At 62.6% G+C, this 20,777-nt stretch carries 16 protein-coding genes; 5 read left to right on the plus strand and 11 right to left on the minus strand.

What is annotated here, in order from left to right; all coding sequences use genetic code 11:
- The first annotated feature begins 31 nt into the window (after positions 1-31).
- Positions 32-1,411, plus strand: a complete 1,380-nt coding sequence (locus NET03_RS05745; protein ID WP_252127943.1) for an aspartate aminotransferase family protein — start codon at positions 32-34, stop codon at positions 1,409-1,411.
- A 12-nt stretch (positions 1,412-1,423) separates the two neighbouring features.
- On the opposite strand, the gene NET03_RS05750 is transcribed toward NET03_RS05745, so the two are convergent.
- From NET03_RS05750 to dprA, 9 genes are all read right to left on the minus strand, one after another.
- Complete coding sequence (locus NET03_RS05750) at positions 1,424-2,386, minus strand: branched-chain amino acid transaminase (protein WP_252127944.1); 963 nt, start codon at positions 2,384-2,386, stop codon at positions 1,424-1,426.
- 861 nt (positions 2,387-3,247) lie between these two features.
- Complete coding sequence (locus NET03_RS05755) at positions 3,248-5,026, minus strand: peptide ABC transporter substrate-binding protein (RefSeq protein WP_252127945.1); 1,779 nt, start codon at positions 5,024-5,026, stop codon at positions 3,248-3,250.
- A 21-nt stretch (positions 5,027-5,047) separates the two neighbouring features.
- Complete coding sequence (locus NET03_RS05760; protein WP_252127946.1) at positions 5,048-6,025, minus strand: ROK family protein; 978 nt, start codon at positions 6,023-6,025, stop codon at positions 5,048-5,050.
- Between the two features lie 20 nt (positions 6,026-6,045).
- Positions 6,046-6,756 (minus strand): glycosyltransferase family 2 protein, encoded by a 711-nt coding sequence (locus tag NET03_RS05765; protein WP_252127947.1) that lies wholly within the window; start codon positions 6,754-6,756, stop codon positions 6,046-6,048.
- Positions 6,757-6,772: 16 nt separating this feature from the next.
- A complete protein-coding gene (hslU, locus tag NET03_RS05770; RefSeq protein ID WP_252127948.1) occupies positions 6,773-8,197 on the minus strand; it encodes an ATP-dependent protease ATPase subunit HslU in 1,425 nt (474 codons plus the stop codon).
- A complete protein-coding gene (gene hslV, locus NET03_RS05775; protein WP_252127949.1) occupies positions 8,175-8,768 on the minus strand; it encodes an ATP-dependent protease subunit HslV in 594 nt (197 codons plus the stop codon). Before hslV ends, hslU begins: the two co-directional genes overlap by 23 nt.
- Before the next feature lie 54 nt (positions 8,769-8,822).
- Positions 8,823-11,051, minus strand: coding sequence for a type I DNA topoisomerase (gene topA, locus NET03_RS05780; protein WP_252127950.1), 2,229 nt, complete (start codon positions 11,049-11,051; stop codon positions 8,823-8,825).
- A gap of 46 nt (positions 11,052-11,097) precedes the next feature.
- On the minus strand, positions 11,098-12,171 hold the full coding sequence (locus tag NET03_RS05785) for a mannose-1-phosphate guanylyltransferase (RefSeq protein WP_252127951.1): 1,074 nt from the start codon (positions 12,169-12,171) through the stop codon (positions 11,098-11,100).
- Positions 12,168-13,271, minus strand: a complete 1,104-nt coding sequence (gene dprA / locus NET03_RS05790; protein ID WP_252127952.1) for a DNA-processing protein DprA — start codon at positions 13,269-13,271, stop codon at positions 12,168-12,170. Before dprA ends, NET03_RS05785 begins: the two co-directional genes overlap by 4 nt.
- A 104-nt stretch (positions 13,272-13,375) precedes the next feature.
- Between dprA and NET03_RS05795 the strand changes: the two genes are divergently transcribed.
- The 4 genes from NET03_RS05795 (at position 13,376) to NET03_RS05810 (ending at position 18,794) form a co-directional block, all read left to right on the plus strand.
- Entirely contained in the window at positions 13,376-14,098 is a 723-nt protein-coding gene (locus NET03_RS05795) for a response regulator transcription factor (RefSeq protein WP_252127953.1), read from the plus strand.
- A 66-nt stretch (positions 14,099-14,164) separates the two neighbouring features.
- The gene (locus NET03_RS05800) at positions 14,165-15,430 is read left to right on the plus strand and encodes a sensor histidine kinase (protein ID WP_252127954.1); all 1,266 of its coding nucleotides are present in this window, start codon (positions 14,165-14,167) and stop codon (positions 15,428-15,430) included.
- A gap of 353 nt (positions 15,431-15,783) precedes the next feature.
- Positions 15,784-18,279 (plus strand): hypothetical protein, encoded by a 2,496-nt coding sequence (locus NET03_RS05805; protein ID WP_252127955.1) that lies wholly within the window; start codon positions 15,784-15,786, stop codon positions 18,277-18,279.
- A gap of 152 nt (positions 18,280-18,431) precedes the next feature.
- Positions 18,432-18,794, plus strand: coding sequence for an SPW repeat domain-containing protein (locus tag NET03_RS05810; protein WP_252127956.1), 363 nt, complete (start codon positions 18,432-18,434; stop codon positions 18,792-18,794).
- Between the two features lie 185 nt (positions 18,795-18,979).
- On the opposite strand, the gene NET03_RS05815 is transcribed toward NET03_RS05810, so the two are convergent.
- Together NET03_RS05815 and NET03_RS05820 are read right to left on the minus strand one after the other, a co-directional pair.
- A complete protein-coding gene (locus tag NET03_RS05815) occupies positions 18,980-20,278 on the minus strand; it encodes a DUF1015 family protein (RefSeq protein WP_252127957.1) in 1,299 nt (432 codons plus the stop codon).
- A gap of 20 nt (positions 20,279-20,298) precedes the next feature.
- Positions 20,299-20,691 carry a hypothetical protein gene (locus NET03_RS05820; protein WP_252127958.1) on the minus strand — a complete coding sequence of 131 codons (393 nt, stop codon included), beginning with the start codon at positions 20,689-20,691 and terminating at the stop codon, positions 20,299-20,301.
- Positions 20,692-20,777: the final 86 nt, after the last annotated feature.

Genomic DNA, 20,777 nt, shown 5'->3' on the forward strand with positions numbered 1-20,777 from the left:
TGAGCCGAGAGCGCTTGAAGGAGGCAGGACGATGGCTCGGCGGACACTGACGATTGAAGAAGAGTATCGCGCCAAGCACCCCACCTCACAGGCCCGCTACGAACGGGCTCTCCGCGACTTCCCCAGCGGCGTCACCCATGACGTCCGCTACCAGAAACCGTTCCCCCTCTATGTCGCGCACGCAAGCGGCTCCCGCAAGTGGGACGTCGACGGGAACGAGTTGATCGACTACACCATGGGGCATGGTGCGCTCCTCCTCGGTCACGCTCATCCCGCGATTGTGGAAGCCGTCCAGGAGCAGATTCGCCGTGGTACCCACTATGGTGCCGGTCATGACCTCGAACTCGAGTGGGCTGAGCGGATTCGCCTGCTCAAGCCCTCCTGCGAGCGGGTCAAGTTCACCGCCTCCGGCACTGAAGCAACCCTCCTTGCGCTCCGGCTCGCCCGCGCCTACACCGGTCGGGAGAAGATCCTCAAGTTTGCTGGGCACTTCCACGGATGGCAGGATTACGCCTTACCCGGCGAAAAGCCACCCTTCACGGAGACAGCGATCCCGGGAGTTCCACGGGCCGTCCTCGACACGGTCGTCGTTGCTCCGGTCAACGATCTCGACTTCGTCGAGCGCCGATTGGCCGAGAAAGACATCGCTGCTGTGATCCTGGAGCCGAGCGGTGCCTCCTGGGCCTCGATCCCTCTTCCGGAAGGCTTCCTGCATCGGCTGCGTGAAGTCACCGAGCGCACCGGGACACTCCTCATCTTCGATGAGGTCATCACTGGGTTCCGCTGGTCGCCAGGCGGAGTGCAAGGCCTCCTCGGCATCCGCCCCGACCTCACGACGATGGCGAAGATCGTCGCCGGAGGGCTACCAGGCGGTGCTGTCGGTGGCCGTGCCGATATCATGGCACTGCTCGAGTTCCGTGACGATCCAGAGTGGAATCGGCGACGCGTTGCGCACCCAGGGACGTTCAACGCGAACCCGCTGTCGGCAGCTGCCGGTTGTGCCTGCCTCCAGTTCGTCGCAGACCCAGCCGTTCAACGGCACGCCGATGCCATGGCGGCACGCCTCCGCCGTGGCATGAACCAGGTACTTGTCACCCATGGCATTCCGGGCTTCGTGTGGGGCGAAAGCTCTGTCTTCCACATCGCGCTCGGCCATACCTGCACCAACCAGCGCGGAGAGGACATCCGCATGCCGGAGGGGGTCTCTCCGATCGTGCTCAAGACCGGAATGTCACCGGCGCTCGCCACGACGCTCTACCAGGCGATGGTCAACGAGGGCATTGACCTCTTTCACGGTGGCGGGCTCCTCAGCGTCGCCCATACGCCCGACGATATTGACCGGACGGTCGAGGCATTCGAGCGCGCCGTCCTCCGCATGCGCGACGAGGGTTGGTTCAACTACACGTTGTGAGGAGCCCACTCCTCAGCCACTCGTCCGGCGTGCCATTGCGAGCTGCGCGAGCCCGACTGGCGTCCGCCAGTCGGGCCGGCGCGGATCGATTCCACGCACGATATCGTGGTAGAGTCGCTCCAACGCGCGCGTCACCGCCCCTGGTTTGCCATCGCCGATCACATAGTGATCGATTTCGCCCACGACCGTGATCTCAGCCGCCGTCCCACAAAGGAAGACTTCTTCGGCGATGTAAAGCTCAGTGCGGTCGACCGGTCGTTCCTCAATGGTGAGCCCAAGTTCCTCACGGGCAAGCCGCAAGAGTGCATCACGAGTGATGCTTTCCAAAATACTCTGGGTAATATCAGGGGTGATCAGCTTCCCGTCGCGGACCAGCATGATGCAGGCCCCTGGCGCCTCAGCTACTTTCCCCTCCGTATTGAGAAGAATCGCCTGGTCATATCCGTCTAGAACCGCCTCCATCGCAGCTAACTGCCCATTGCGGTAGTTCGAAATGTTCTTCACTCGCGGGGGCATCACGTCGTCACTGATCCGTCGCCAGGAGCTGACCTTGGCACGAACGACTTTCCCAGAAAGCAGATGCGAGGGCATCGGACGTGTCGTGATGTACAGACCTGACTCTTCAGAGAACCCGCTCAGTGTCTTCGGCCCGGCTGCTCGATAGGCAACTGGCTGAATGTATGTGTCCTCGCAACACTCGTTCGCTCGCAGAAGCTGCAGGATCGCCTCACTCAGCTCACCAATGCTCCAGCGCCGTGCGAGCCGTACCAGGCGCATCGAACGAAGCAGACGCTCCAAATGCTCGCGGAGCCGAAACACATACGCTTCGCCCGTCTCGGCATTCCAGTACGCACGGATTCCCTCGAAGACCGCACCGACTGTCGACCAGCCAAGTTCCGTCACATGGACGGTCGCCTCTTCCCACTGCATCTGCCGACCATTCCACCAGAGGAAGCGGGGATGGATCTCACTCACTGCATCCTCCTCTTCCGAACCTCAATCGCCCAAAAGTCAACGTAACTGCGCTCCGTGACACTCCTTCGCGCAGGATCGTCGGCCATCATAGCATGGGCAGAAGGCCATCAGGAGGGTGGAATCCTTGCAGTCTGGTAAGATCGAGCCACCATTCCACCACGCGGTAGACGGAAATCGATGAGCACGCTCCTGAGAAGCTCACGACCGTCACTGTCCCAGGTGGGTTGCTCATTCCCCTCACGCTCGGAGAGGGGGCATGCCTCACGCATCGTTTGCCGGGACGATGCATCACCCAGGCCCCGGAGGAGAGTGACACACGACGTTCACCGGCTCAGGGAGCGAAAAATTGGTGGATGGAGATCCGGTAGCGGCAGTCCTTGTTCACAGCACCATCCTCGGAAGGATAGCCGCCTTATCTAAGGCGTGTGGCACAAACAGCCACCACCCACCTTTCCTCGCCGAAAGAGAGACTCGCTACTCGCCTCTGCCCGTTACTCTCTGACACTTGATCCTCTCGGCATTGTGGTCACGACGACACACCGCTGATCAACCGTCGAGAAGACGGCACCTTGGCCACAGGCGAGCACCTACTCAGAGTCCTCTTGAGATCCGCCAGTACACCGTTCGATCAGGGAAACGGAATCTTCCGGGCCATAGATGTGTGACCGTCGCTTGGCGGGAGAACTCAAAGGGGCACGCGAGATCCAGCATGTTGTGGGCCGCTATCGATGTCCGTCGCATCGCGTTCGGCGACGCTGTTGCTCCCTCCACAGCAGAGATGGCCTTGCAAGGACGACTGTATCCGCATGGGAGCGAAGAGCGATCCGGCCCGAATGGACTAGCAGACCACACCAAAATCAGCTAGCTTGAGTGTTGACGGACCACGACGTTACTCAGGAAACGACTGAAGAGTGCGCCAGGACCGACCAGCATCCCGTCTCGCGCACGCGGCAAGCTCACCACCCATGGCTGGACGAGAAAGCTCGCAGTAGGATGAACGACAGGAATCACAACACTGTCCCCTTGAATCACGAACTCACACTGCCGGTAAGCACCAAGCCGCCGCGAGAGTTCCGTCTCACCGCGGGCCAGCGCGAAGAATCGCTCCAGTTCATCGCTCGACCAGCGCAGTCCCTGTAGCGCCTTCCGCTCACGGGAGAAGAGCCACTCATAGAGCGCCGCACCGTCGGGAAACGGTAACGGCCAGCGCCACCAGAGGAGCTGAAAGGTTCCGTCATTGACCGCGCGCATCCACGCCTGCCCCTCCAGGCGCTCGAGCTCCACTCCAACGCCTAAATTCGCCGCGAGTTGAGCAACGACGTCCTGCAGAACGGCCTCTTCCACGGGTGAACTTGACGGGGGAGCGGTGAACCGGAGCACAGGCGCTTCACGTTCACGGAGCGGGCCCCATCTTTGCCAGGCCTCGAGCGGTGCAAAGCGGTGCATTTCCTGCAGGCTAGCGTCCTGTACAAACCCCGGCACCCCTGGTGGGACAAGCGTCACAGCTGGCTCGACTGCGCCGTAGAGAAGCTGACGGAGTCGCTCTCGATCAATTGCTCGGCTGAGCGTCCGGCGGAACTCCACTTGGTCCAACGGAGGGACGTCAGGTTGCACGACCAGGAACCAGGTCTCCGGCAAGATACTTCGTTGCAGCCGTTCGAGTAGGCTTTCGTCGCTCGTGACCTCCGGTAAGAACTCCTGCGGAACGGCTGCAAAATCCACTCGCCCCTGAAAGAAGGGGAGGAGCGGCTCGTTGGGCTGTGCCACCATGACCATACAGCTGTCGAGAGCGAGGGCAGAACGGTTCCAGTAGTATGGATTCGGCGAAAGCACGTACCCCGAACCACGCTCCCACGAGATGAGCCAAAACGGACCATTGGAGACGCAGCGACCAGCCTCAGTCCAGCTGTTCCCCCAACGTTCGACAGACGGACGATGTGCGGGGAGAAACCGAGGGGTGCCGAGAATCCACAGGAAGTAGCCAGCGGGACGTTCCAACTCTACCTCAAGTGTCCAGTCATCCAGAGCGTGGACGGCGAGTGCCTCCGGGGGCAGCAGGCCCTGGCGCACAGCGCGTGCGTTGCCGACGACATCAAGGAACTCCGCCTGCGGCGCGGGTTGCGCCGGATCCAGCATGCGTTGCCAGGACCAGACGAAGTCTGATGCCCGCACTGGATCGCCATTCGACCAGCCAGCGCTCATGCGTCGGAGTGTGAACACCCAGCGCGTGCCATCGGCTGAGATGTCCCAACGTTCTGCCCAGTCTGGTCGCACGTCATAATCTGGCGTCAAACGGACGAGTCCAGCAAAGAGCTCCGGTTCCCCGCCACAAGCGGGATCGGCGTTGAAGTCATGACTCCGTGGTTCGTTGAGTTGCAGACGGACGAAGATCCGAGCGGACGGCGGCGTTGATGTCGCACGTGGTGTCGGTGTCAGACGGGGTGTCGGCGTCAACACCGCGGTCGGGACTGGTGTCGGACGAGTTGACGGTGTTGGCGTCACCGCAGGAAGGGTGGTTGGAGTCGGAACTGGCTCGTTCCGACGACAGGTGGCGAGCAGCAGACCGGTGCCAAACAGAGCGAGCTGGCGCCGGGTCAGCCGCAGCGAAGGCCATCGCGTATTGGTGGGCCGGTCGCCCACGAAGCTCGTCCTCCCGATGGCTCAGGGCAGGCGAATCTCCGCGCCTGCCCCCTCGCCAGCGAGGAAGGCACGGGCTGCGGCGCCGTAGAGTCCGGTATCGTCCCCAAGCGCCGAGCGCCGCACCTCCACATGTTCAGCGATATAGTGGATCGCATAGACCGGCAACCAACGGCGGAGGGGCTCCAGCAGGAGATCACCAGCTCGCGCCACCCCACCGCCAATGACGATCAGCTGCGGATTGAACACATTCACCAGTCCGGCTAGCCCAGCGGCAAGCGCTCGGGCTGCACCTTCGAGGATCGCGCGCGCTCCTGCATCACCGTGCTGCGCAGCCTCGACCACATGCGCCGCCGTCACTGGCCCATCGCCAGCCAGCTCTCGGAGGAACTCCGAGCGGCCGGAGCTGATCAGGGCTTCGCCATCGCGCGCCAGCGCCCACCCACCGATGTACGCCTCGATACAACCAACGCCGCCACAGTGACAGCGAGGGCCATTGGGATCGACCGGCACATGCCCAACCTCGGTGCCAAGTCCATGGACCCCTTCGACCAGCTGACCGTGCGAGATGATTCCGCCTCCGACCCCCGTCCCCAGCATGATGTGGATCAGGTGACGGCATCCTTTGGCAGCACCGAACAGTGCCTCACCCAGCGCCGCACCATTTCCATCGTTCCCGAGCACGACCCGCCGCCCAAGTCGCTCTTCCAGCAACTGCCGCAACGGTACGTGCTGCCAACCCACCAGGTTCGGCGCGAACAACACCACACCGCTCGCTGGCTCCAGCGGCCCGGGGGCAACCACCCCTACTGGCACCGAGCGCTCGACTCCCGCCTCTCGTGCGACTTGGTCGACCAACCGCACAATTCGCTCCACGACCGCGAGAACTCCGTCACGCGCCCCGGTCGGAGTCATGTGATGATGGACGAGTGTCCCATCACGATGGACCAGCGCTGCGCGCAGGTTTGTCGCGCCAAAGTCGACTGCGATGACCGCGTCCATGCAGTCCTCCGCCCCGCTACTCAGTCGAACAGCCGGTAGCGGACGAGGGTCGCCAACACAGTCAGGCCGTCACGCCAGGTGATCTTCTTCCCTTCCCAATACTCGCGACCATTGTAGGAGATCGGCACTTCGTAGATTCGATAACCGCGCTTGAGGATCTGGGCCGTGATCTCCGGGTCGAACCCCCAGCGGTCGCTGCGCAGCCGGAGCTGCCGGGCTACCTCGGCGGTGAAGACTTTATATCCTGTCTCCATATCGGTCAGTGTAGTGTCGTAGAGCACGTTCGCGACGAAGGTCAGGAACCGGTTCCCGACCCAGTGCCAGAAGTACATCGCCTTGTGCTCCCCGAGGAAACGCGATCCATACACCACCTGGCTACGCCCCTCCACGATCGGGCGGAGAAGCTGCGGATAGTCGCGTGGATCGTATTCCAAATCGGCGTCCTGAACGATCAGGACATCACCTGTTGCAGCTTGGAGGGCCGAGCGGATCGCTGCACCTTTTCCGCGATTGACCGGATGGAGGATGAGGATCAGGTCGCGCGAGTGTGCCGCTTCTTCTTGCAAGTACTCGCGTGTGCCGTCGGTTGAGCCATCGTCGACCACCACCAACTCGCGCTCGTAGGGGAGCTCCACCGCCCGAACGCGCCGCAGAACTTCCCCGATCGTCCGCACCTCGTTGTACACCGGGATCAAGACCGAGAGGCGACGGATCGACCGGGGCGCACTCATTGCGTCCTCCACTTCTTTAGAGGATGAATTTGCTCAGGTCCTCATCCGCGACGATCTGGCCGACGCGCTGTCGCACAGACTCGGCATCAATTCGTACCGTCTGACCGGCCAGCTCCGGTGCCCGGAAACTCAGGTCCTCGATGACCTTCTCCATGATCGTCGCCAGACGCCGGGCACCAATGTCCTCCGCTCGGCTATTGACCAGGGCAGCAAGCCGGGCAATCTCGCGCAGTCCGTCGTCCGTGAACTCGAGTTCCACCCCCTCGACCCGGAGGAGTTCGCGGTATTGCCGCGTGAGGGCATTCTCCGGAACCGTGAGGATGCAGTAGAGGTCATTCTCTGTCAAGCGGCGGAGCTCAACCCGAATGGGAAACCGTCCCTGGAGCTCCGGGATCAGGTCCGACGGGCTCGCATTGTGGAAGGCACCGGCGGCGATGAACAGAATGTGGTCAGTGCGCACTGGCCCGTACCGTGTCATGACCACCGATCCCTCCACAATTGGCAAGAGATCTCGCTGCACCCCCTCGCCCGAGACATCCGGCCCGTATTCACCGTCCTTGGTGATCAACTTGTCGATCTCATCAATGAAGACGATCCCACTCTCCTCGGCCCGCTTGATCGCCGCCTCGACAACCGCATCGAAGTCGACCAGCCGTTGTGCTTCCTGCTGCGTCAGGATGCGACGCGCTTCGCGGATCGAGACACGTCGCGTCCGGCGTCGTGTCTGGAGCGACTCGAGGAGTTCCGCGACCGTGTCTTGGAATTCGTCGAGATCGACCCCACCATTCTCCGCGTACGGCGTGACGAAGAGATCGAACTCCGTCTCGAGGTCGAGCTCGATGGTTTCGTCTTCGAGTCCATCGCGGGCAAGCAGATCAAGCAAGCGCCGCCGCTCGCGAGCCATCCGCCGCTCGCGCTTGCGCCGCTCCTCCGGAGGCTCGCTTTGGCTGTCGGATTCGTCTTCGTGCCCATTCCGCTTCGCGCGCCGCCGTTCGCGCTGTTCGACGAGCAGATCGACGAGCCGCTGCAGAGCAGCCCGCGAGGCTTCCTCACGAACCGCCTCCAGGCGCTCGCCATGGAGCATGCTGATGCTCACTTCGACAAGCTCGCGGATGATCGACTCCACATCACGCCCAACGTAACCAACCTCGGTGAACTTCGTCGCCTCTACCTTGACAAACGGTGCATCGACCAGCTTGGCGACCCGCCGGGCGATCTCGGTCTTGCCGACACCAGTCGGACCTATCATCAGAATGTTCTTCGGCACAATGTCGCGCCGGAGTTCCTCCGGCAGCTGCTGCCAGCGCCAGCGGTTGCGAATCGCGATCGCAACTGCGCGCTTGGCCTCCTCCTGGCCCACGATGTACCGATCAAGCTCGGCGACAATCTCGGCTGGTGTCAATGGAATAGTGCCCCGTTCAGGGCGAACGATCGATGTCATCAACGTGTTCATCAGCCTCACGCTCTGGTGGTGCGGTGAGAAGAGTCACCGCGTGATTGGTATAGACACAGAGGTCGGCGGCCACCTCCATCGCCGCGCGCGCAATCTCCGCCGCGCTCATTCGCGTGTGTCGCAATAAGGCACGGGCTGCAGCCGCAGCGTAGGGCCCACCTGTCCCAATCGCGGCGATTCCGTCGTCCGGTTCGATCACATCACCGTCACCCGAGATCATTAGGAGCTGGCGGGGATCAGCCACGAGCAGCTGGGCCTCCAGCCGCCGCAGGTAGCGGTCTGCCCGCCATTCTTTTGCCAGCTCCACTGCGGCACGGCGGAGATCCCCATCACAAGCACGGAGGTGCTGTTCGAACTTCTCAAACAGCGTCAATGCGTCCGCGACTGCACCGGCGAATCCCGCGAGCACTTGCCCACCAGCGAGGGCACGAATCTTCCGTGCGTGGCGCTTGAGCACCACGTCACCTGCCGTCACTTGGCCATCTCCGGCGACGGCAACCTGTCCATCCCGGAGGACACCCAGGATGGTCGTCCCGTGCCAGACTTCGCCCTCGCGCACGCTCCGTGCCTCCCGCGGCCGGGGTGGCCGTCAACCCTTCAAGTATACCCCCACTCACGCCTCAACCGGTGCCGCTGCTTCGGCTGGTTGGTAGCTACACGAGTTGCAGCGGATTGTCTCCTGCCCACGCCGCATGGTCACCACCAGCACGCCACCGCACTGCGGACACCGCTCACCAGTGGGGCGTTCCCAGCTCACAAAGCTGCAGTCCGGGTAACGGCTACAGCCGTAAAACGTGCGGCCCTTCTTACTGCGACGAACGACGATCTCTCCCTCACCACACTGCGGACACTGTACCCCGACCTTCTCAAGTAGTGGCCGCTTGTTCTTGCACTCCGGGAAGCCAGAGCAGGATAGAAAACGGCCGAATCGGCTCTCCTTAATCACCATCGGCCGTCCACACAGTTCACATATCTCGTCAGTCGGTTCACCGGCAACACGCACCCGTTCCATCGTGCGCTCCGCCTCTTCCACCTGACGATGGAACGGCTCGTAAAACTGCCGCACCACCGGCACCCACTGCCGCTCTCCAGAGGCGATCTCGTCCAGCTCCTCCTCCAGACGAGAGGTGAACCCGATATCGACCACGTCGGGGAAGTGCTGCACTAAGAGATCGGTGACAAGGATCCCCAACTCGGTCGGCACGAGTTTGCGGTCTTCGACAACGACGTAGCGTCGCTGTTTGAGCGTCTCGATCGTCGGCGCATAGGTACTTGGCCGCCCGATCCCGAGTTCCTCGAGCGTCTTGACGAGTGTCGCTTCGGTATACCGCGGCGGCGGTTGCGTAAAGTGCTGCTCCGGTCGCACTGTGAGTAACTGCAGTACCTCTCTCTCGCGGAGCGGTGGCAACGGCCGCTGGTCAAGTTCGTCGCTCTCCTCTTCGTCCCGCCCCTCACGGTAAACCGCGAGGAAGCCTGGGAAGCGGATGACCGAGCCACTTGCACGGAGGAGATAGGGCGCGTCCGCTGCACCCAACTCCGGTCCAGCACCGATTTCGACCGTCACCGTGTCGTAGACCGCGTTCGCCATCTGGCTGGCGATGAAGCGCTCCCAGATGAGCCGGTAGAGCTGGTACTGCTGCGGCGTGAGATACGGCCGCACTGACTCCGGATCGCGTGCTGGGTCGGTCGGGCGGATTGCCTCGTGCGCCTCTTGCGCACCCTTTGCCTTCTTGGTGTAGACCGGCGGCCGCTCGGGCAAAAACTCCCTGCCCCAGCGTGCCGCGATCACCTCGCGTGCCCGCTGTTGTGCTGAAGCAGCAACCTGTGTCGAGTCGGTGCGCATGTAGGTGATGAGACCGACGCTGCCCGCTGGCCCGAGCTCCACCCCTTCGTAGAGCTGCTGGGCCAACTGCATCGTCAGGCTCACCGGGAAGCGCAACTTACGACCTGCCTCCTGCTGGAGCGTGCTAGTGATGAAAGGCGGCGCAGGGCGTCGCTGCTTCTGCCGCTCCTTCACCGAGACGACCCAGTAGTGCGCCTTCTCCAGCTCGCGCGCTACCGCTCGAGCCACCTCTTCATTGGGAAGTTCCGGCTTCTCACCGCGCACTCGGGCTAGCACGGCAGTAAAGCTCGAGGACTCATGACGCCCGTTCGCTTGAGGCAACAGATCGACCTCGATCGTCCAGTATTCCTGTGGGACAAATGCTTGAATCTCACGCTCACGCTCCACGATGAGCCGCAGAGCGACCGACTGGACACGCCCAGCCGAGAGTCCACTCTTCACCTTGCGCCAGAGAAGCGGACTGATCTCATATCCGACCAGCCGATCGAGCACACGCCGCGCCTGCTGCGCATTGACCAGCCGCATGTCGATCCCACGCGGATGCGCCAGCGCCTCGCGGATCGCCTCTTCGGTGATTTCGTGGAACACGATGCGCCGAATCGGCTTGCCGTGTGCCTGTATCGCCTCGATCAGATGCCAGGCAATTGCCTCCCCTTCACGATCAGGGTCGGTGGCCAGGATTAACTCCCGAGAGCGTTGGACACTCTCCCGGAGTTCTTTGACAACTGGCAACTTCTCCTTGAGGATCGTGTAGGTTGGCTGGAAGTCCTGCGCAACATCGACGCCGAGCTTGCTCTTCGGCAAGTCACGCACGTGCCCCATCGAGGCCTTGACAGCGAACTCTGGCCCAAGGAACCGGCTAATAGTTCGCGCCTTGGCCGGCGACTCAACGATGACCAGCGTCTTACCATCGACACGTGTCGCCCGATCTGCGCTGCGTGCTGCTGGCTTTGTCGCCTGCCCCTTCTTCGTTGTCTTCCGTGTCGTCTTGGTCGCCATTGTCCCCCTCTGAGATTGTTCGGCAGCCAGGATACTCACTGTGAGATCACAAGAGATCGTGCCGCCCGAGTTGTTCGAGTTGACGCACAATCTCCCGCACCTCTTGTGCACGAGAGCGATGCGCGACAAGCAGCACGTCGTCGGTGTCGACGACCACCAGGTCCTCGACGCCCAGCGTCACCACCAATCGACGGCCGCCATAAATGAGCGTAGCACGCGTGTCCAGTCCAAGGTGCTCACAACCAAGCACGACCGAATCATCAGCGTCATCTGCAAGGAGTTCCGCGAGGCCGTGCCAGTCACCGAGATCGGCCCACCCGAACTCGGCCGGCACAACCGCCACCTCGCTCGCGCGCTCCATGATGCCATGGTCAATCGTTACCTCGGGTACAGTCGGCCAGAGTTCCTCAAGGCACCGCTGTCCCTCTGGTGTGCCCCAGCACGCCGCAATCGCAGCAAGCGGAGCATGCACGTCCGGAAGCAGCTCTCGCAGCGCTTCGAGGAACACATCTACCCGCCACAGGAACATGCTCGCGTTCCAACAGTACTCACCCGACCGGACATACGCTTCAGCTGTCTTCCGGTCCGGTTTTTCCTTAAACTGGCTCACGCGGTGGACAGTCAAATCCTCTGCCGTGAAGAGCGGCTCGCCGATGCGGATGTATCCGTACCCGGTCTCCGGATAGCGGGCCGGAACACCAATGGTCACCAGGTAGCCCTCGCTCGCGGCTCGCAGCCCAGCACGCACCGCACGCCGGAAAGCCTCCGGTTCGGCGACAAAATGGTCGGCCGCGAAGGAGCCCATGAGCGCCTGCGGTGCATGCCGCGCCACGAGGAACGCCGCCAATCCGATAGCTGGTCCGGTACCGCGCGGCACAGGCTCGGCGATCACCCGCTCGGCCGGGAGCTCGCAGAGCTGCTCGCGGACTGCCGCCGCATGCGTCGCTCCCGTCACGACGAAACAGTGTTGCGGGGCAACGAGCGGCCGCAAACGCTCCCACGTTGCCTGTAACATCGACTGCGGCCCAGGAAGTGGCAAGAGAAACTTCGGCCGGTTCCGTCGACTCGCCGGCCACAGACGTGTCCCGCTCCCGCCGGCTGGAATGACCGCCCACATCATCGCTTTCCCCCTCCCGCCAGTACGGACCCAGTGAGCGCATAGTGTTGAGCCCCCAGATCCGTCACGAGTCCTTCAAGCTGCAGCTCCAGCAACAAGGCACTCAGCTGGGCGATCCCAAGCCCGAGCTCAGCTGCCAACTCATCGATATGCTTTGCTTCCCTTCCGAGCGCCGCCATGACTGGCCGGGCCGCTTCGGGAACACGCGCGGCAATCGGCAAGGCCATTTGTCGTGTCTCGAGCTGCAGATCCTCCAGTACGTCCCGCGCAGTCCCGACCGGCGTTGCTCCCTCGCGGAGCAGCCGCAGGATGCCGGACGTTCCAGCCGAGAAGATTGGTCCAGGGACGGCGTAGACCGCACGGTTCTGATCGAGCGCGAAGTTGGCCGTGATCAATGCCCCACTGCGCGCTGGTGCTTCCACAACGACCACGCCAAGCGACAAACCACTGATGATCCGGTTGCGCACGGGGAAGTTCCCCGCGTGCGGCGGCGTGCCCGGCAAGAACTCTGTCACCAGCGCCCCCTGCTCGACAATTCGCTGGGCCAGCCCTCGATGTCCGGCCGGATAGACAACATCAATTCCCGTCCCTAACACTGCAATCGTTCGTCCCCCTGCCTCAAGCGTCGCTTCGTGCGCAGCCCGGTCAATTCCCCGCGCCAGCCCGCTCACCACGGTCACCCCAGCCTGCGCAAACTCCGCAGCAAACGCTCGCGCCACCTGAACGCCGTAGTTCGAGGCCTCACGCGTCCCAACCAGCGCAACTGCGCGCAGATCACGTGGCTCGAGTGTGCCGCGGACAAAGAGCGCCAGCGGTGGGCTGGCGATTTCACGCAGGAGCGGCGGATACTCTTCATCTGGATAGATAAGTACCTGAGCACCGGCCTGAGCTGCCTGTTTTAGCACCTTCTCTGGTAAGCCGCTCCGACGAGCTGCGAGTAACCGCGCGAGTGGCCCCTCGGGAAGACCAAGCGCGCGCAGCTCTGCCTCGGGTGCCTGCCACGCTGCCAGCGCGCTGCCGTACTGCTCGAGCAGGCGCTCGAGCCTCCGTAGACTCACTCCCTCGATGGCATGAAACCCGATCCAGGCTGTCCGTTCGTCCACCGCGCCCCTCCGGACGTGTGTCGAATCCTACCAGTAGCCAGATTGCCGCGTCGACGCCGGAAGTTGCTCTTCCCTTGGTACACTTCTGTTCCGGGAGGAATAGCGTGACACGTATCTTGCTCGTCGAAGACGACGAGACGCTCCAGGTGGCTGTCCGTTACAACCTTGAGCGAGCTGGCTATGAGGTCACCGTCGCAGGGGACGGTGAGACCGCGCTCGAGACTGCGAGCACGCTCCGTCCCGATGCGGTCATTCTCGATATCATGCTGCCGGGCCTCGACGGGTTTGAGGTCTGCCGGCGCCTGCGGGCACAAAGCGCGGTACCCATCCTTATCCTCACCGCGCGTGACGACGAGTTCAATCGTGTTCTCGGGCTTGAACTCGGAGCGGACGACTATCTCACTAAACCATTCTCCATGCGCGAGCTCGTGGCCCGGGTGAAGGCACTCCTGCGACGACGCGAACTCCTCGCTCGGGAGCTGGCAGGCGAACCCTCTGCCAGCGACGTGCTGACGCTTGGTCCACTCCGGATCGACTTTGCCGCTCGCCGAGTGTGGCGAGAGACCCGCGAGGTAACACTCAAGCCTCGGGAGTTCGAGCTCTTGGCATACCTGGCGCGTCACCGCGACCGAGTCTGCCGCTCGGAGGAACTCCTTCGCGCTGTCTGGGGCTATGAAACGTTCGGCGACTATCGAACGCTCGCAGTTCACATCCATGGACTCCGCGAGAAGCTCGAGGATGATCCACGTCACCCACGCCTCATCGAAACGGTACGGGGGGTAGGGTACCGACTCACCACAAGCCACCTCAAGCCAAGCCGATGCTAACGATGTCACGATCTCGTCACCACATTCGCTCCGGAATCAGTTACGCTTCCCGATAGGTACAGAGCGATGCTGACCGTCCTGCTCGCAACAATCATCGGTTTGCTGGTCGGTGCCGTCCTCGCCCGGCTCTGGCAGCGACGGGTGCTCCGAGCACGGCTTGAGGCGGCTCTTCGTGCGTTGCGTCTCCGTCACCCGACCGCAACGCCGTTGCAGCGCCCTCTGCTGGGCGAGGATCCTCTCGCATCACTCCTCACACAGCTGGATGAGGCACTCCATGGACTCGAACAGATGCTAGAGCAAGCGCGCGCTCGCCAGACACAACTTGCCGCACTTTTCGATCATCTGAACGATGGCGTGGTCCTTGTCGATCCGGAAGGAAGCGTTGTCGGACTGAATCGGGCCGCCCGTAGCCTGCTTGCTGGCAGTCGGGATGGCGCAATCGGTCGACCATATGCAGAAGTTCTGCGTGACTACGAACTGAACGAACTGGTCAGCCAAGCGCTCCGTGAGCAGTCGCCGCCACCCGGCCGCTTTGTGGAACTCGGCCGACCCCGGCGTACTGTCCAGGCACAGGCTTCCGTCCTCCACGGCGCTGACCGTCCCCTGGTCACACTGGTTCTTCGTGATATCACGGAACTCCGCCGCACCGAGACAATTCGACGTGACTTCGTCGCCAACGTCTCCCATGATCTGCGCACGCCGCTCGCCGCGCTGCAGGCGCTGGTTGACACGCTGCTCGACGGAGCACTCGCTGACCGGGAAGTGGCTGAGGACTTCTTGCGACGGATTGCGACCGAGGTTGAACACCTGACGCGTCTGGTGAACCAGCTGCTGGAATTGACCAAAGCCGAGAGTGGCCAACTGCAACTTGCTCGGGTACCAACTGACCTCGCCGAGTTGGCACGCGCGACGCTTCGACGGTTCGAGCCTCGTGCCACAGCGAAGGCGATTGCCCTCGACCTCCACGCCCCACCTGATCTCCCACTTGTCTCGTGCGATCCTGACCGCATTGGGCAAGTGTTCTCGAACCTCTTGGACAACGCGCTCAAGTTCACGCCGGAGGGCGGCCGCATCACTGTCGAGCTCTCGCGCCAGGAGAACGAGCTCGCCGTCCGTGTTCGGGATACTGGCCCAGGAATTCCCATCGAAGAACTTGATCGCATCTTCGAGCGTTTCTTTAAGGGCGACCGTGCACGGACAAGTGCTGGAAGTGGGCTTGGACTTGCTATTGTGAAGCATCTGGTGCAGCTCCACGGTGGACGCGTTTGGGCCGAAAGCCCACAGGGCGGCGGCGCGGTGGTCGGCTTCACCTTGCCACTCAACACACCGTGAGATCGTCACGAGATTGTCACATCTAAGGCGACATCCACACTATCCTAGTAAGCGAAACCAGTTGAATACCCACGCGCAGCCCCGTACTCCTCCTCACGACCGGGCGGTGCCGAGCCCCCACCGGTACCGCCCGCTTCTATCTCGACCCTCGGCACGTCAACCTGACCGTCAGCCCGTGAAACCGTGGGGCTCTTCCGTGCGTCATATTGTCGGAGACAAGGCCACTGTGGTACGGCCTACCAGGCAGAGTCAACGTGCATGGCTACCGTACGAGCGGAAGAGTGTCAGTCTGACATCGATCGGCTAGACTGAGAACGATGCCGAAACGGTCGGACGAACGGAAGGAGGTCACGATGCAAACCGGACGACGACCGTCGAGGCTAAGGCGGGTACTGCTCGCCTGGGTGCTCGCAACCAGCAGCCTTGTTGCGGGAATTCCCATCATGCAGGCTGCCAGCCCACTCAGCGAGCAGCAGTCACGGGTCACATTTGCTGCTGTCTACAATGGCGAGACGTTACCGGGGAACGTCGGGCCGATCTGGAGCACCGTTGTGGTGCAGAACCTGGAGGCACTGCCGATTGAGATTCGACTGCGCAACCAGCGGGTCGGCGGAACGATCCGTGGCCCGTTCACGCTCGCGCCACGTGCCACCCGCGCATTTACGGCTGCGGAACTCGGAGGACTCGGACTGGTGCCCTCCGGTGGCAGCGCTGGCCTGGTGATCGAGGCGTCCTTCCCCGACACAAGCCAAGCAATTCTCACTGAACTCGGCATCTGCACGATCATCTGTAGCCCAGCAATCGCCGCTATTGAGAAGCACGGCGGGCCCATGGCACTCGGGAACGATCTCCGCACCTCGAGCACCTTCCAGAGCGTCTCCAGTACGACCGGCATCCGTGACGATGACTGGGAAGCTGCAAGCCTGGGACGCACCTGGGTGCTTCCGGTTGTCCAGACCAACAACGGCTGGAACACCATCATTAAGGTCGCCAATCTTCGCAACCAGCAAAACCAGGTAACGATCACCCTGCAGCGTTCGCGCGGCGTGGCGGTTGGCAACCCCACCTATACGCTGACCCAGCCCCTGAATGCTGGCCAGACCTGGACGATCGATCTTTCTGGCGTTGTACCCGCTGAATGGGTCGGGGCTGCCTTCATCGACGCTCAGCTCGCCGGGGTTGCGGTCGTTGCTGAACGCTACAAGCCGAGCTGGCGCATGCTGTTGACGAATGAAGGAGTGCCACGCACGACGGCGACAACCCGTTACGCTCCGATCGTCTTCCGCGACTACAACAACTGGAATACAGGCATCACACTGGTCAACCTGGACAGGAACAACACGAATACGCTGACGCTGACCTATTACGACCGGAACGGGATCGCCCAGGTCGTACCACCGGAACTGGCTGTCATCACGTTGCAACCTAATGAGAGTGCGTTCATCTACCGACCGGACATCGCGGTAGTCCCCAGTCTTGACCCCGCGCGGGTCAACGCGGTCGTGATCAACGGCCAGCGACCCTTTGCCGCAGCTGTGGATGAGGTGAAGTATCTTGCCGGGCCGGGCCAGGGGCAGGCGATGAGCTACATCGCGCCCTCCGCTCCGGACTTAGCCGGCACGAAGCAGAGCTGGTCAGCGGCCGAGACACAGGCACGCACAGCCGGACAGGTCACGGGCCGAGCCTGGTTCACGCACACGCTCGCGCTCCCGCTCTTCCAGGTCGGCGATGCCACCGGCCAGGGTGACATAAGCGGTTTTACGCTCTTCAACCCGACGGGTCGGCAGCAGCTTGCCAATGTGCAGCTCCTGGGCACAAATGGAACCCCAGTCACACCGAGCCAGGTCGGGACAAGCGAGAACCCGGTGCTGGTCGCGGTACCGGCTGGTGGCTACACGGTGATTTACCCATACGCAACCGATTTCGGCACAACCTTCACCGGCGCACCGCGGAACTTCACAGGCATGGCCCTGGTCGGCGTGACCGACGGCGCCGGCAGCGGGACCGGTTTCCTGGTGGGAGTTTCCAATGTCGTCAACTATCAAGTGCAGGGCGATGGCTCCGGTGTCTTCGTCCTGACGCCTACTCGCCACCCTGCCCTGACTCTGACCAACTTCCAGCTTGTCCTGCAACCCAGCACCACCTTGGCGACGGTCGGCGAGAATGTCCCGTTTATCGCCACGTTGACCAGCGGTGGTACTCCACTCCCCAGTCGCACTCTGGCCTTCCGCGTGAGCAACGAGGGCACACCAACGCTCACGCCAACAACCGCAACGACCGACGGGAACGGTCAGGTGACGGTGACCCTCTCAAACAGCCAAGCGGTCACGAATACGCTGACCGTCTGGTGGGACCTGAACGGCAATGGCCAGCAGGACGCCACTGAACCGTCTGATACGAGCCAGATCACCTGGGTCCCGTTGGGACAGCTCTCCGGCCAGCTGTCAATCACGCGCAACAACAACCCAATTACGACCGTTCCGGCAGGAGACCTAGCCGGCAACAGCACGGTCACGGTGCAGGTGACATGTGACCTCTCTCCGAACACACCGACCGGCGTCCCGATTCTCCTGGAGTTCACGACCACCGACCACAATACTGGGCCGAACAATGTCCAACCGCGAGCCCGCTGGGCGAGCCAGCCGACACCGGCCGCCTCAGGTATCACTAGTCTCATAACTGGTAGCGGGAATGCCGCTTCGGCGAACCTGATTTTGGTGGACGGTGACGCGGACGCCGTCGGCAACGACGGGTTCACGATCGCCTGCTACCTGGACTATGGCCTGACAGGGGTGAAGGAGCCGACTGACCCGCTGCTCGCGACGTCCACCATCACTGTGGTGCCATAGCAACGTCGCATCGCGAGAGGAGAACCTGCCCCCAGGGTACCGCCCTTGGGGCGGGTTGCTTTTTAGAGCCGCTTGGCTACAATCGGCCAGGAGCACCACGTGGGCTCGTGCGCTAGGACGTGACAGGTGGGAAGGGAGAGGAGACAGGAGAGATGGCTACTGCGCAGCGCCAAACGTCAGCCTTCTGGGACTACGTCGCCGCCTTCGTCATGGTCATTGGCCTGTGGCTGGCCGCATCCCCCTACGTCATCCCCGATGCTTGGCTCTACGATGTCACGCGTCTCAGCGCCACTTTCTTCGGCGGCTGCATTGTCATGTTCGCTATCGCTGAACTCGCGCTCTCACCCGGACTCCGGTGGGTTGGTCTTGCGAATGTGCCGATCGGTCTCTGGATCGCGGCCGCACCGTTTGTGAGCGGTGAGACGGCCGTCGGAGCCATGGTCGCCAGTATGGTAGTCTCCGGTCTTGTCGTTGCCGTCCTCAGCCTGGCGAGCGTTTTTCTCGGCCGACGGTAAACCGCCCAGACACCCGCTTTCGTGTCCTGCGAGCCGCCGCAGTTGATTGCGGCGGCCGCATCGTCTCAGGACGGGCTACCGGAGAGCAGCCCTCTCGACCGCCAGCGATGCGTATCTCGTCCAACCGGCAATGCGAAGGACGTCTGCGACGAGCTCCGTCTGAAGTGCCGTGCCACGGCACTCTGTCAACTCAGCGTGAGCGAATCAGCAAGGTCGAAGAACACGAGACCTTGCGGCAATTTGGGGAAGAAATACGTTGTCTTGGGCGGGAGTAGCTGGCCACGTTCCGCCCAAGCAAGGACCGTCTTCAACGGTGTTGGTCGAAGCAGGATTGCAAGAGCCGCCCGTCCCGATCGCACCGCAAGTGCCGCTTCGACGACATCCGGCGTGTACTCAACCACCTGTTCGAGCTCAGCCTGATCGAACGCACAGACGTGCCGAAGGACAAGCGTGTCAACAAGCAGGGCATCAGGCTTCGCAACGTCATCCCCCGGCAGCACGACTTCAAGGCTTTCCTCAGCATGGACAACGAGTGCGTGCGGCACAACCCGAGCAGCAAGCGTCTCGGTGGCGCGAATCAGCATGTCCGGACTCGGAGCTCGGATTACCTGCACAATCTTCGCATGGTCCACCAGGTGGCTGCGGATCGCATCCCAGTCACAGGGAAGCCAGCGCAGTAGCCGGTGGATCGGCCGGACAACAAGTGCAGGGTCAGCGGCATCCACCACATGGACTGGTACCCACGCAGCGGGATGACTGCTCGAGCCTGCAGGAACGTATCGCTGGGCATAGCGTTTCGCTGCCTCGAGGCGATGATGCCCATCGGCAACAACCAGCGGACGCGAGGCGATCAGTGCGGCCAGTTCAGCAGCCTGACTCCCATGGACAGCCCAGAGCGTGTGCCATTCCCCAGAGCGTTCGATTCGCCACAGAGGACGCTCCTGCGCAGTGATCGCCTCAAGCATCTGGCGCAAGGTCCCTTCTCCGTCCCAAATGGCATAGACCGCACCAGCGTGCACCTGCACCGCCTCGAGCTGTCGCTCTCGTCGCTCGACCAGCTCCTGCGTTGTTCCTTCATGCGGGAGGAGACGAGCTCCACGGTGCGGGTCGAGCGAGGCAGCGAGGAAAACGCCGAATCGTTCACGGGGTTGCCCCTCAAACACAAAGCGGTGTGCATAGACATAACAGGCCGGCGCCGCATCTGGCTGGACGATCCCTTGAGCGCGCCAGGCGCGAAACACGCGTGCGGCCGTCTGGAACGAGCGGCCATCCGGATCCGGGACCTCCAGGTGCAAGCAGTGGTGCGGGTGTTGCGCAGCCAGTGCTGCAGCCTGCTCGGCTGTCGGCACGTCGTCGGCCGGGCCAAGGACGGCAGCAAGATCACCAACGTGCTCCGCGACGTAGCGGAGTGCGCGAAACGGGCGGAGCGGTGGCGATACCGTCGCCCGATCGTCCACGCGATCTGCTTGCGGCTCCGCGGTCACGGCCGTACCATCATCGTGGTTCAGGAGCGCTGAGTCTGCAGGTTGGTCAGCTGAGCAAGGACCGGCTCGTCGTCCTCTTCCGCCCCGAGCAACACCAAGACAACCGCCTCAGGGGCGGGTTCTGTCTCGGCGAGTGCCTCTTCAGGAGAAGGCACATAGCGGTCGTCACTCCACTGACCGGGTCGTTCAGGATGGTAGGTCTCGACAAGCCAGGTGCGAGAGACGATGGCGTTGCTCCCGAGCTTGCGCCGCGCCCGCTCCTGATAGCGGTCGATCCGACCATCCGGATGCAGGACGAACAGCTCGACGACCCGTCGCCCCTCGTGGCGCCCACGATGCAGGATCTGCTGTCCGGTTACCTCGTCCAGCTCCCGCGCTGGCTGACCACGTTCTGTCTTCAGAAAGTACCGCACGGTCTCTCCTCCTGGCGCTGGCCTTGACTGCAGCGTCACACGAAGGGTCGCTGCAGAACACAAGTGTACCGCGTCGTCTCGCGGAT

It is taken from the genome of Thermomicrobium sp. CFH 73360 (assembly GCF_023806465.1).
In the GTDB taxonomy this organism is placed as follows: domain Bacteria; phylum Chloroflexota; class Chloroflexia; order Thermomicrobiales; family Thermomicrobiaceae; genus Thermomicrobium.